The organism is Spirosoma oryzicola, from assembly GCF_021233055.1.
GTDB lineage: Bacteria > Bacteroidota > Bacteroidia > Cytophagales > Spirosomataceae > Spirosoma > Spirosoma oryzicola.
This window is the reverse complement of sequence record NZ_CP089538.1, coordinates 2,988,180-3,001,687: the sequence shown is the minus strand read 5'-3', so window position 1 is coordinate 3,001,687 and position 13,508 is coordinate 2,988,180. Positions and strand designations below refer to the sequence as shown.

Genomic DNA, 13,508 nt, shown 5'->3' with positions numbered 1-13,508 from the left:
CGAAACAGCGCGTAGTTTCGTCTCATAAGAAAGGGCGCCCCGCTAGCGAGACGCCCTTCTAAATCGATATTGCACAACTTACTTTGTATAAAGCCAGGGCTCCGAGTGCGCTACTTTTTCGATAATGCTCATACTGGCGACGGCTTCATCGCGAACGGTGGAACCGGCGGCTGCTACTTTATAAAGCTGGCCTTTTTGCGTTGGGCAAATGACGTAAGCATCCGTGTAGCCCGCCTTTTTTAACTGCCTTCTCAGCCGCAAGGCATTCACTTTACTGGAAAAGCTACCCGCGATCACGGTATAATAAGGACCTGTTTGTACGGCTTTGACGACCTCTTTGTCCGTAACCTGAACCTGAGGTTGCTTGCTCAACGCTACAGGCGAATGGTTTGTTTCAACCGGAGTCGCGATTGGCTTAACCGGAATAGGCTCAGCGATCGGTTCGGCAACGGGTACAACAGCCGGTGTTACGGCTGTCTTGGGAGCAGCATCTTGTTTTTTCGTTTTCGCGATAACCGTCGAACGCTCAGCGTTTAGCGCGGGAAGACGAAATAAATTGGCTGGATTGAGGCTGCTTTGTAACGACTGCCCAGGTTTCAGAACGGAAAAATAGCTGATTAGCCCAAGCGATCCAATTAGCAGAGCGGTTGCTGCCACGCGCCAATAGGAGTAGGACGGTTGAATCGGTTCGATCGTTGTGTCTTCGTCGCGAACAAGAACCGGTCCGAGGGCTGTAATGGGAACCGCTTCCAGGACTGGTTGGTCGACAGCAGGCTGATCGACCAACTGTACGGAAATGGCACTCATGCCAAACGCTTCTCCGAAAAAGTTATGCCGAAGACTCGGATCAAACTGAAGCCGACCTTCTTCATTCTGCGAAAACGTACCGATACCATCCAGTTCAAAGCGGCCTGTTTGTTCGACCTGTTGCCGTAGTTCGCCAACGAACAAACCGACGTGACGCTGAGCGCCTTCCCGCGTAACAGGCTCATGCAACATGATGTAGTTAGCGAGAATACCATCGTCGAGTCGCAACGCTTCGTTGAAGGCAACGCGTTTGCGGGGGGGAAGGTATATGCCACTACTTTCCGTAAAGGATGCTGGCTGGTAGTGCGTAAGGAAAGCACCCAGTTCGGGCACAACTACGCAGTCGTACTGGTACAGCAACTTTTTAAGATAGTCATTAACGGAAGCCATAAGGTAACCGGAGGCAGTTGTTAAAATGAATAACTGATTCCGCCAAGAAAGTTAAGCCCTTGCGATTGATAATACAAATAGCGCTGGTAGTTCTGGTTAAAGATATTATTTAACGAGACAAACGCTGACAACTGTTTTCCTAGGAAATAGTCAATTTTGATGTTGGCATCGTAGATCGGTTTAAGGGTATAGACCGTGTTAGACACAACGTTTTTGTTTTTGATGCCCTGATAAAAGTACAAATCCGCCGTGATAAACAATTTCTTGTTTAGAATGTACGAGTTGGTCCAGGTACCTGCGAATTGTGGACGGCCCCAGGCTTCTTCCAGCCGATCAAGGCCGTAGCGGAAAAAGTCGCCTTTAAGCGTCGACCGGAATTTGTCTTTACGCGCATAGGCCAGCTGACCGGAGATGGTTAGCACCCTGGAAATACCACCGTCGTAAAGGACAAAAAACTTTGTTGAGTCAGGAAACGTATTGTTGAAAGTAGAGAAGTTTCGGTAGCTAGCGTACGACACTTTGCCTTCGTACGAGAAGCCACCACCCAGCCCGCCTTTCGAACCCCCGTAGATATCCAGCGACTTAACAGTGTTAACTAAAAGTACTTGTGGAGCTAACCACTTGTTTTCGCTTAATAATGAGCGTAATGTGTTTCGATTAATGTCGCCATCCAGGCCGGCGAAGAAATGAATGTTTCCTACCGGAACCACGTCGATATCAAGGACCGGAAACGCCCGGGTATTGTTGATGCCCTGGCGCGAATCCGTCTGGTTGACGGCGTTGATACCGGCCGTAACCGTAAAAAGCGGAGACGTGTATTTGAACGTCGGCTTCACGCGGAATAAATTCCGGTTATCAACAATTGATCCATCGGAGCGCTGGGTGACGTACGCATCCGCAGCCACGAGCGCAAAGACATTGTCAGTGATGCCCAACGACCCCGTAAAGTTTGTGCCCCAGTCCGTTTCGGAAGCATTGAAACGGTCGCCCAACGAGGTAAGCCCCGTGCGGAGCGAATAGTCGATGGCGTTTTCGGTATTGGCGTTTTCGATACCCAGCCGAACGTTGAACGTACTCAGGCGTTGTTTGATCAGGTCCGGGTTAAAGTCGGCTCGGGCGGCATACTCCCGGCTGTACCCGTAAAAATTGTAGCCGTTCCGGTCGTATCCGAGATCGGCCTGTAACTTGAAGGCATCGGTCAGGTATTTACCCGTCACCTTTAAGCGCGTATCACTCTGGGCCGAATTTTTACCATCCACTGGCCCGATGGCCGATGATAAATGGCGGGCGGAGGCTTCCAGGGATAAGTTTGATAGGTTATTGATTCCGACAAAACCTTCGCCCAGAAACGAGCTGTAATTCCCCGCGCCAACTTTTACGTAATTGCTGAAAGCGGGAGTGTCGTCGGATTGACCCGTTGCGGGGGCCAGTACGCCGGGCGTGATGCGAGGATCACCAACGGTTAGCTTGCGATCTTCAAACTCGTACGTGAGTTTCCGCTGCTCGGCCGATGGTTTCACCGACGGGATTTTGTTAAATAGTCGATTAGCGGGCGGGAGTTCGATCTTTCGGCTTTTTTCGACTGTGATTTCCTGGTTATCGACTTCTCCTTCTTTGGCCGGACGCGTTGGTTTAGGCTGCTGGGCAAAAAGCGTAGCCGACAGGGAAACCAGAAAAAGGGTGGGTATTGAATGGCTTGGGCGAATCATACGGTTGATGTATGATAGAGAACAGCGGGCTGCCTAACTGCGTTGAGCGGACAAATACCGGTCAGTCCGCTGTTCTCTAGTAAAAAAGTTAGTTTTTCGATTCCAGGCTCGCCAGCTTTTGTTTGGCTTCGGCAATGATGGCTTCGTCTGATGAGTTTTCGATGATTGAGTTCAGTACCGCTTTGGCCTGGGCCATTTCGTCCTGGGCTACATTGTTATCGGCGACCAGGATAAAGGCTTTCCCTTTCCAGTATTCAAATTCGCTGAACTGCTCGTTGAATTTGAGCAGCGAAGCCACCGATTCCTTGTATTTTTTCTGACGGTACAACAGATCGCCGAGGTAATACTGCGCTTCGGCTCCGTTGATGTCTTTGGCCAGGGCAATCGTTTTTTCGAAATCGGCCTGCGCGGTTTTATAGTCGCCTTTGTTGAGCGCTACCTTGCCGAGCATGAGTTGCGCCCGGTTCTGGGCACCCGGCACCACGTTACCAGCTACGAGGACTTCACGGGCAATCGCAGCGGCTGAGTCGAGTTTGGGGATCACGAAGTACGTATCCATCATACCCAATTGCGCGGTTACCTGATCCGCTTTTCCGTTTGCTTTTGCCAGGATGACCTGGTAGTTGCGAATAGCGCGGGGGTAGTTCTTTTGTTTGATTTCCAGATCAGCCGCGCGCGTGGCCGCCCGAATCAGAAAATCCGACTTGTTATCCGCAATAATCAGGTTGTAGTAGCGGAGGGCATTCGCCACGTCGTCGGTCTGGCGATACGATTCGGCCAGGTAGTACCGAGCTTCGTTGGTGTTAGGACTCGCCGGATATTCCTGCATAAACGCGAGTAAGGACTGAATGGCCTGCTGATACTTTTGGTTCGCGTAAATATCCTTGGCGTTTTCAAATTGAACCTTCTCGACATCGGTGCTGGCCGGATTTGACTTTTTGTACTGACCCAGCACCTGCGAAAACTCTTCGGGACGACCCGCATCGTTCAGCGTATTCTGAATACCAAGCAGAGCGCTTTGTGCCTGATCGGAATCCCCGTAGTCAGCCAGGATGCGCTTGTAATCGGCAACCGCCGGATCGTACTGCTGAATGTTGCCGTAAGCGATGGCCCGTTTCAGCAACGCAGCCGGCACGAGGGTGCTGTTCGGCTTGCCGTCGATAAGCTTGGAAAAGCCCCGAATGGCCACCTGATACGCGCCTTTTTCAAAATCGACGTTGGCCGTCTGAAACAAGGCTTCGTCCACAAAACGTGAATTCGGGTATTGACGCTGCACCTGGTCGAACTGTGCCTTTGCTTCGGCATCCCGGCCTACGTAGCTCAGAATGACCGCTTTCTGGTAAGAAGCATAATCTTTGTCGGGGGCATTCTGGGAGATAGCCTGGTCGTAGTAGCGCATAGCGTTTTCGTACTGCTTCGTCGCAAAATACGAATCGGCCAGGCGAATGGTGGCGTCCTGCACCTGCGCCGGATCACCGGCTCCTGTTCCCCGACCCACAAAATCGCGGAAGTACGTTTGCGCACGGGCGTAATCCTTTTTGTTGTAGTAGGCGTAACCGAGTCCGTACAAGCTTTTTCCCCCGTAGCTGCCTGTGCTTTTTGCTATGCTCGCGTAAAGCGGAATGGCAGTATCATATTGCTTACCCGCCGAGTACGCTTCGGCTTTCCAGAACTGGGCACCCTGCTGAAGCTCGGGATCAACCGGGAACTTCAACGACTTATCCAGATTGGCAACGGCCTGGGGGTAACGTTCGGCATTAAAATCACTGACGCCCTGGTTGTAGGTCAGGCGCTGGTAGGTCGCGTTGATTTTCGGTGTCCGGCGTTTTAACCCTTCGATGTAGGCAATGGCTGCCGGGTAATTGTTCGACGCAAAATACGCTTCGCCGACCAGTTCATTGGCTTCGTTCTCAAATTTACTGTTGGGGTATTGCTTCAGAAAAGCGGTCAGTTCCTTTACGGCATCGGCTCCGTTGTTCTGATCCAGCAGCAGCTTGGCGTGGTTGAACCGGGCTTCTTCCTGAATATCGCGATTAAATGCCAAGCGCCCGGCCTGATCGAAGGCATTCAACGCGTAAGCGGGGTTCTGCGTTTGCAGATAACTCACGCCGAGGGTGTACGCTGCATACTGGGCTGTGGTGTCCTTGCCACCGGCCAGGGTTTTCAACTGGGTAATGGCTTCGGGATAAGCACCCGTGCGGAACAGCGATTGGCCGTACCGAAATTTGACCGCACCCGGTGCTTTGGCACCAGCCGCGTTGATGTACTGCTTGTAATACGGGATCGCTTTGGCGAACTGGTTCTGCTGATAATACACTTCAGCCGTAAACAAAGCCACTTCGCTCAGGCCCGCACCACCCGTCCGGCGGAGCAGCGGTTCGGTATACGCCAGCAGATCATCGAACCGACGCTGGCGGTAAAGCGCCTGCGCAATCCAGTTGGGGACCTGATCCTTGTACGTCGGATTCGATTCGATTCGCCGAAAATCCGTTACGGCTTCGTTGAAATTTTTATTCCGGAAGTTAATGATCCCGGCGTAGTAAGATGCGGCTGGAGCGTCGGGCGAGTTAGCGTCGCGTTTTACGTCATTCAATAAAGGCAATGCCCGTTGCAAATCCTGGGTGTTGTAGTAGGAGAGAGCCAGCTGGTATTTAAAGGTCGCGTTCGCACCCCCCTGTGCAACGGCTTTCTCCAGAAAGTTGATGGCTTTACTGTAGTCCTGACGGGTGTAGTAATACGTGCCCAGATCACCGTACAACTGGCTTGCTTTCGGATGCTGACTGTGGTTTTTAACAAACCGATCGACCAGTACCTCGGCACCCGGCTCGTCAATGTACAGACTGGTCAGGGCAATGTAATATTCGGCTTCAACCGCGTTCTGGTCGCTGGTATTGAGCAGCGTACGAGTACCATCCCCGCGTCGGGGTTCGAGATACTGCCGAAATTCGTAACGGGCAGCGGCATAATTATGCTTCTCGAATAACTCCTGACCGTTGCGGTAGTGGTAATCGGGTTCGGAATAACTTTGGGTGCGCTGGGCTGATGCCGACAGCAGGGTAAGCAACCCAAAAACCAGGGAAAACAGCCACCTGTCCGGCGAAAATCGGACTGTCAGGTACTGACCCAGTTGGGGGTTTGAATAGGGCATAAACGAAATGAACGGTTGTGAATCCTTTGAATGCGTCGTAGCTTCGCCAGTAAATTGGCAAATATCACGTCAATTCTGGACAAAAAACGAAGGTACTCCTGTTTCCGTATGAAAAAAAACGCCCGGCTCCTGTATTTACTTACTGTCTGGACATTTTTTACCGCTTTTCGATCGACAGCTAATCCCGTAAACCATTCCGACGAAAACCCGCTGGCCGCTTCCCCCTCGATTGTCTATGTGCTTTCCATGCCTCAGCCGCAGACGCACTATTTCGAGGTAGAGATGCAATTAAAAAACAGCGCGGCCGCCACCAACGCCAAAAAAAACGGGTACGTTGATATTAAAATGCCCGTCTGGACGCCCGGCTCGTACCTGATCCGGGAATACGCCAAAAACGTAGAAGCGTTTACGGCAACGGTCAATGGTCAACCGGTGCCGAGCGAAAAAATTCGCAAAAACACCTGGCGCGTCACGACCACCGACGACAACCTGACCCTCCGCTACCGGGTGTACGCCAACGAACTGACGGTACGGACCAGTTTCGTGGATAGCGATCACGGGTACGTAACCCCCGCCAGTATATTCATGTACCACGATGCGCTCAAAAATCAACCGCACCGCGTGGTTGTTCAACCCTATAAATCCTGGAAAACGGTAACGACGGCCCTGGAACCCGTAGCGGGGGCGGCCAACACGTTCGACGCCCCGGATTACGATTTGCTGGTCGATTCGCCGATTGAGATCGGTAACCAGCGCACGTTTGGGTTTACAGCGTCCAACGTACCGCATACCGTGGCGATGTTCGGCGATGTGGACTATGACGAACAACAGCTGGCGGCTGACTACAAGCGGGTTTGCGAAACCGCAGCCAGTGTCGTGGGCGAACACCCCTGTAAGCAGTATACGTTTATTGTACACCACATTCCGCAGGGGGGCGGTGGTCTGGAACACCTGAACTCAACCACCCTCGAAACCTACCGCAACGCGTATTCGACGCAAAGCAACTACAAAGGGTTTCTCACGTTGGTAGCGCACGAGTATTTTCACCTCTGGAACGTGAAGCGCATTCGCCCGGTTGCGCTCGGACCGTTCGACTACGAGAACGAAAATTACACGCACATGCTGTGGTTGTCGGAAGGATGTACGTCGTTTTACGAAGATTACATCCTGCGTCGGGCTGGGTTTCATACGCCGGAAGCGTACCTTTCGATTGTCGCCAACGATATCAACACCATCGAAAATCAGCCGGGTAACCGCGTGCAGTCGGCGGCCGAATCGAGCTGGGATGCCTGGATTAAAGGCTACCGTCCGAACGAAAACTCGTCGAACACCACCATTTCGTACTACAGCAAAGGAAGTGTTCTGGGAACACTCCTGAATCTGGCGATTTTGGCGGGTAGCAACGGCCAGCGGAATATGGATGACCTGATGCGTTATCTGTACAACGAATACTACAAAAAGCAGAAACGCGGGTTTACGGACGAAGAATTCCGGCGGGCAGCTGAACAGGTGGCGGGTCGCAAACTCGATGACTTCTTCACGACGGCAGTCAATACGGCGGATCCGATCAACTACAACGCGTATTTCGAACCCGTCGGGCTTCGGCTGGTCAATGTAGCGGCCAGAAGTCAGGATAGCTTTCTGGGCGCGGCAGTGAGTCCGGCCAATGGAAAATCGACGGTAACGAGCGTTCGGCGCGGGTCGGCGGCTTACACGGATGGGCTAAACGTAGGTGACGAGGTTATTTCGGTGGACAGCGTTCGGGTGGGTGACGATCTGCTGCGGCTGATCAGCGGTCGGCGCGTGGGCGAAACGCTCAAGGTGCTGGTTAACCGGGCCGGAATTCTGCGGGAGCTTCCGATTACGTTAACCCCCAATCCGCTCGTCAGCTACCGGCTGGAACCGTTGGCGAATCAAACGGAAGCGCAGAAAACATTGTATGCCCGCTGGCTATACACCAAGTAGCCCGCGCCGTTCTAGTCCGTGAAAACAAGGCCAGGCATCCGTCTGGCCTTGTTTCGTTTGGGCGTATTGGTGTGGTTTTGTCTTACTTCATCTACTGTATTGCATGGCTTCTCCGTTGCGCTTTGAACTGACGACGCCCGTACTCGACGACCGTCCGGTTTACGTGTCGGGTAATTTTTGTGGCTGGCATCCTAACCTGGACTCGCTTCGCCTGTGGCCTACCGGGCCGGGGTGTTACGCGCTGGACCTTCCGGCGGAGGTGGAGCTACCCGACGTGCTCGAATATAAGTTTACGCGCGGGGGGTGGGATCAGGCAGAACTTGACTTGGCTGGGGATGTGCCTCCCAATCGGGTTTCCCAACAAAAAAACGGTGTTCTGCGGGCTGTTGTTCCCCACTGGCGGTGGTTTGGGCACGCGTACAATCCCCATTTTCTGCCTAAACTGGGGATGATCGACGAGGAATTTGCCGTTCCGCAATTGCAGACAACGCGTCGGGTGCGGGTTCTGGTGCCGTATGATTACGACGATACCGATAAGCGGTACCCCGTGTTGTATCTCCAGGATGGACAAAACCTGATCGGCGCGGGTTCGGCGTACGGTAGTTGGGAAATCGACCGTCGCCTGGCGGTGCTGGCTTCGCGTCATCATCACGAGCTGATCGTGGTTGCCATCGATCACGGGGCGGAGAACCGCCTGATCGAATTTACGCCGGACCGTACGATGGCCGGTACCGGCGAAGGACGTAAATACCTTGACTTCGTAGCCTGCACCTTGAAACCAGCCATTGATTCCTTGTTTCGTACGGAACCCGGTACGGCCCATACGGGCATTGGCGGGAGTTCGTTGGGGGGGCTTATCAGCCTGTACGCTGGTTTAGTGTACCCAACAGTTTTTGGTCGGCTACTGATCTTTTCGCCTTCCCTCTGGTTATCCCGGACCGTTTTCACGACGGCGGCCCGGGGCCGGATACCAGCTGGAACAAAATGGTACCTGTACGGAGGGGAGAGCGAGTCAGCGAGCATGGTGCCGGGGCTAAAACGATTTGTCGATGCCTTGCGTAAACCGCCCCAGCAGCAGCGCATGGCTATTCAACTGGCCACCAACCCCCAGGGAACCCATAGCGAATCCTGCTGGGGGAACGAGTTTCCGGCAGCCGTCGAGTGGTTGTTTTATTAAATGAGACGAACGGAAACTAACCGTTATCCGTAGTGCGTTAGGTGTACCATGATTAGTATCGTACAAATAAAGGGCCGTTCGGCCGACGCCCGGATTATTCCTGTTGTTCAAACCGAAGCGTTAGCCGATTCGCTGGCTACCCTGGCCGACCAGCTAAGCTTACCCGCCCAGGTTCTGCAAACTGATTTCAAGGCGGAACTGCACGAGGTTCTGCCCGTTTATCAGCCGGGCGGAGAACGAATTTTTCTGCTGGGTCTGGGAAAGAAGCCCGGAGCCATCGACTGGCTGAAAGCGTTCCGTAAGGTATTCTTTACCGTGAAGAGCCGGTTGCCTCAGCAGGTTGAGGTAAGCCTGACTGGCTTTTCGGGCGAGGTGGTCGAAGCGGTTGTGCTGGGCATTCGGGCGGGTGGCTACGATCTTCGCCTATACCAGACGGATAAACCGGATGCGGGGCTATTCTACGGGGAGTCGGGGACGTTACAGCTAACGGTTGATACCGATGCGGTAGAAACGGCTAATCAAGCCCGTTCGCGCGCCGAAGCGATTGCCCAAACCCAACGGGAAATGCTGGATTTACTGAATGCGCCCGCTAACTACAAAAATCCGCAGACGCTGGCCGACTGGACAACTCAATCCGGTCGTGAAAACGGCTATGCAGTGACCGTGCTGGACAAAGCCGAACTGGAACGGCAGGGACTCGGGGCGCTGCTCAGCGTGAGTCAGGGGAGTGATACCCCGCCCGTCCTGATCATTGCCGAATACAAACCCGACCTGACGGCTGCGCAGCCGGGAAAGCCATTGCCGAAAGTGGGGCTGGTGGGCAAGGGGGTTACGTTCGATACCGGCGGTATTTCGATCAAATCCTCGACCAACATGCACCTGATGAAGAGCGACATGGGCGGAGCCGCTGCGGTTCTCGGCACGGTAGAGGTTGCCGCCAAGCTGAAACTGCCCATTCATTTGATCGGCATTGTCCCATCCACGGAAAACAGCGTCGATGGTCGTTCGACCAAGCCCGGTGATGTCATTACCTCGTATTTGGGCAAAACGATTGAGATTATCGATACCGACGCCGAGGGACGGGTTATTCTGGCCGATGGACTGGGGTATATGGTGCGTCATTTCCAGCCCGATGTGCTGATCGACCTGGCTACCCTGACCGGCAGCGTCATTGCCGCCCTGGGTTACCACGCAGCGGGCCTGTTTACGCCCAATGACGAGCTGGCGGCTCAACTTACGACCGCTGCCGATTATACCGGTGAGCGACTGTGGCGGATGCCCGTCTGGGATGTGTACAAGGAAGACATTAAGTCTGACGTAGCCGACGTGAAGAACTTTAGCGGAAAACCCGTGGCTGGTTCGATCAGTGCCGCCAAGTTTCTGGAAGTCTTTACCGAGAATCATCCGGCCTGGGCGCATCTGGACATTGCCGGTACGGCCTTCGCCGACAACGAATTTGGTTCGCAGAAAAACGCGACTGGCTATGGTATCCGACTGTTGATTGATTACCTGCAACGGCTGGCTGACGTGGATTAACCGCAGAAAATCAACCGGCGTAAACCCGCCAGCCCATAACCAACCGTCCGCTTACGCAGTTACCTACGTAGTTGACAGCCTCGTTCACACTACTAACCAGCTCATTTCTATGCATTCGTTGTCCTTTCTGTGCATCGCTACTTTTTTCAAGGGCGAAGCGTTTCTACGGGCCTGCAAGTCGTTAGGCAACACGGTTTATTTGCTGACTGACCAGAAACTGGCGGATAAAGAATGGCCCCGCGATGCCATCGACGAGTTTTTTTTCCTCCAATCGCCGAGCAATTCGTCCGAAAGCTTGGCGGAGATGGTTACTGGACTGGCCCATGTTATGCGCTCCCGCAAGATCGATCGGGTGGTGGCGCTGGATGACTTCGACGTAGAAAAAGGAGCCCTGATCCGGGAAACGTTCCGGATTCCGGGTATGGGGCAGACGACGGCCCGTTTTTTCCGGGACAAACTGGCCATGCGAATGCGGGCGGCTTCGGAAGGTATTCGGGTTCCGGCGTTCAGCGCGCTTTTCCATGACGAAACCGTTACGGACTTCCTGCGCGCTACCGAGGCCCCCTGGCTGATAAAACCCCGTTCGGAAGCTTCGGCGACGGGTATTCAAAAAGTGCACTCGCTCGAAGAAGCCTGGTCGGTGATCCACGCCCTGGGTGACCGGCGGCACGAGTTCCTGATCGAACAATTCAAGCCGGGGCGGGTCTACCACGTCGATTCGCTTTCCTACGAGAAAACCATTGTGTTTACGCTCGCTAGTATGTATCTGGCAACACCCATGGAAGTTGCCCATGGTGGCGGGGTATTCCGGACAATGAATTTATCGCCCCAAGCCCCCGAAACGAGTTCGCTGTACGGAATCAATACCCGTGTGTTAAACGCATTTGGTATGCGCCATAGCGCATCACATTCGGAATACATCCGGGGCGATCATGACGGAGAGTTGTATTTTCTGGAAACGTCGTCGCGGGTAGGGGGTGCACACATTGCCGAAATGGTCGAAGCCGCATCCGGCATCAACCTGTGGAGCGAATGGGCCAAGCTGGAAGTGGCGGTGGCGCGGGGTGAAACCTACCAGGTTCCGGTGAACGAACCGCAGTACGCCGGCCTGATTGTTTCGCTGGCACGCCAGCAGTGGCCGGATCTGTCGTCGTTTACGGATTCCGAAATCTGGTGGCGAATGAAGCGGGAACACCACATTGGGCTGATTGTGCGCGCAACGGATGCTGACCGCATTCAGCAACTTCTGGACGCGTACATGCATCGGATTTATACCGACTTTCACGCGTCCGCGCCAGTTCCGGAAAAACCAACGAACTGACAACGAATGTACATTCTGACAATGAATGTGCCTTATAAAATGCCGTTTCGTTCGCCGGTGGCCTGCCAGTCGGTATCCATCTGCGCAAACCGTTGTGCGACAGTAGCCAGAAACGGTTCGTCGAGCATCGCGGGAACGTCGTCGGGGGCGGTTACATCCATTTCGCTGATTTTATACGTCTGTTCGTACGGACCGGCTTCGATCTTAACGATATATTTGTTGTTCCAGGCGTAGAGGCCAATGCGAAAGTGGGGGTGTGGAATCTCGTGAACGAAACGCATACGTGACTGATTGTTAACCGGAATAGCCGGTCTATTGACGAATGAACTCTTTTTTTCAAAAAAGTCCGATGGAGACGGCAAAGGTAGGAAACTCTCCGAGTCGTGCCTTCTTTTTGGCGTTTCTCGCAGTACAAATTATCGGAACAAGCTTTTCGTGTACAAACAATACCGACGAAGCGGCCCAGTTTTTCCTGCGGGGGAACGTTCAGTTGCAAAAACGGGAGTATAAAGAAGCAATTCGCTTTTACTCCGAAGCGCTGGAGAAAAAGCCGGACTTCGCCGATGCGTACAACAACCGGGGGTTGGCCAAGTTCCGTGACGACGATCGGGAAGGGGCTCTGGCGGATTATACGCGGGCCATCCAGACCGACACGGATTTTGGCGCGGCCTACCTGAACCGGGCGGAGGTGTTGCTCGAAACCGGGGATGCCGCCGGTAGTCTGGCCGACCTGCAACGCATCGAGCAACAATACCGGGATTCGACCTTTTTCCAGACGCGGCTGGGAGATACCTATGTGCGGCTGAATAACCCCGCGCAGGCGCAGGTTTCCTACGACCGGGCGCTTCAACTGCAACCGACTAACGTCGAAGCCTTAACGAACCGGGGCGCGTTGTACTTTAGCCAGAAAGCGTACGAGCAGGCCCGCGCGGATAGTGAGCAGGCGCTGCGGCTGAATCCTAAACAGGATGCCGCGCTAAACAACAAAAGCTTATTACTGGCGCGTGACGGAAACTATGCGGAGGCCTTAGCCTTTGTGGAGCGGGCGCTGATCGCTAAACCGAATCAACCGTATTACCTGAACAACAAAGCGTATTTACTGCTGATGCTAAATCGTACCGCCGAGGCCCTGCCGCTGGTGCAGGAATCCCTGCGACTGGACAAAACCAACGCCTGGGCGCATCGGACGCTTGGCCTGTATTACCTGAATCAAAAACAGCCGGCCCTGGCTCTCGCGGCATTCAAAGAAGCCGAAAAGCTGGATGCCTCCGTCGATGCACTTTATTATTACCTGGGTAAGGCCGAATTGGCTGCGGGGAATAAAACGGGGGCCTGCGCGACCTGGCAACGGGGCGAATCGGCGGGGGATGAGCTAGCCCGTCGGGAACGAACCGCCCGTTGTCAATAGACGGAAGGCGGACATTGTGTCCGTATCCGTCCGAACCGCACCCGTTA

Annotated in this window: 9 protein-coding genes; 5 read left to right on the top strand and 4 right to left on the bottom strand. The window is 53.9% G+C overall.

Features of this window, described 5'->3' with window-relative positions; all coding sequences use genetic code 11:
• Positions 1 to 78 precede the first annotated feature (78 nt).
• The 3 genes from LQ777_RS12690 to LQ777_RS12680 form a co-directional block, all read right to left on the bottom strand.
• Positions 79 to 1,197, bottom strand: coding sequence for an HU domain-containing protein (locus LQ777_RS12690; RefSeq protein WP_232558298.1), 1,119 nt, complete (start codon positions 1,195 to 1,197; stop codon positions 79 to 81).
• A gap of 20 nt (positions 1,198 to 1,217) precedes the next feature.
• A complete protein-coding gene (locus tag LQ777_RS12685; RefSeq protein WP_232558297.1) occupies positions 1,218 to 2,906 on the bottom strand; it encodes a porin family protein in 1,689 nt (562 codons plus the stop codon).
• 88 nt (positions 2,907 to 2,994) lie between these two features.
• A complete protein-coding gene (locus tag LQ777_RS12680) occupies positions 2,995 to 6,054 on the bottom strand; it encodes a tetratricopeptide repeat protein (RefSeq protein WP_232558296.1) in 3,060 nt (1,019 codons plus the stop codon).
• Positions 6,055 to 6,162: 108 nt separating this feature from the next.
• On the opposite strand from LQ777_RS12680, the gene LQ777_RS12675 reads away from it, so the two are divergent.
• From LQ777_RS12675 to LQ777_RS12660, 4 genes are all read left to right on the top strand, one after another.
• Positions 6,163 to 8,019 carry a M61 family metallopeptidase gene (locus LQ777_RS12675; protein WP_232558295.1) on the top strand — a complete coding sequence of 619 codons (1,857 nt, stop codon included), beginning with the start codon at positions 6,163 to 6,165 and terminating at the stop codon, positions 8,017 to 8,019.
• A gap of 103 nt (positions 8,020 to 8,122) precedes the next feature.
• Positions 8,123 to 9,196 (top strand): alpha/beta hydrolase, encoded by a 1,074-nt coding sequence (locus tag LQ777_RS12670; protein ID WP_232558294.1) that lies wholly within the window; start codon positions 8,123 to 8,125, stop codon positions 9,194 to 9,196.
• Positions 9,197 to 9,244: 48 nt separating this feature from the next.
• A complete protein-coding gene (locus tag LQ777_RS12665) occupies positions 9,245 to 10,732 on the top strand; it encodes a leucyl aminopeptidase family protein (RefSeq protein WP_232558293.1) in 1,488 nt (495 codons plus the stop codon).
• Between the two features lie 109 nt (positions 10,733 to 10,841).
• A complete protein-coding gene (locus tag LQ777_RS12660; protein WP_232558292.1) occupies positions 10,842 to 12,053 on the top strand; it encodes an ATP-grasp domain-containing protein in 1,212 nt (403 codons plus the stop codon).
• 32 nt (positions 12,054 to 12,085) lie between these two features.
• Here the strand turns inward: LQ777_RS12660 and LQ777_RS12655 are convergent, their stop codons facing one another.
• Positions 12,086 to 12,334, bottom strand: a complete 249-nt coding sequence (locus LQ777_RS12655; RefSeq protein WP_232558291.1) for a hypothetical protein — start codon at positions 12,332 to 12,334, stop codon at positions 12,086 to 12,088.
• A gap of 41 nt (positions 12,335 to 12,375) precedes the next feature.
• Here LQ777_RS12655 and LQ777_RS12650 point away from each other — a divergent pair, with 41 nt between their 5' ends.
• Positions 12,376 to 13,461, top strand: a complete 1,086-nt coding sequence (locus LQ777_RS12650) for a tetratricopeptide repeat protein (RefSeq protein ID WP_232558290.1) — start codon at positions 12,376 to 12,378, stop codon at positions 13,459 to 13,461.
• The last annotated feature ends 47 nt before the right edge of the window (positions 13,462 to 13,508 follow it).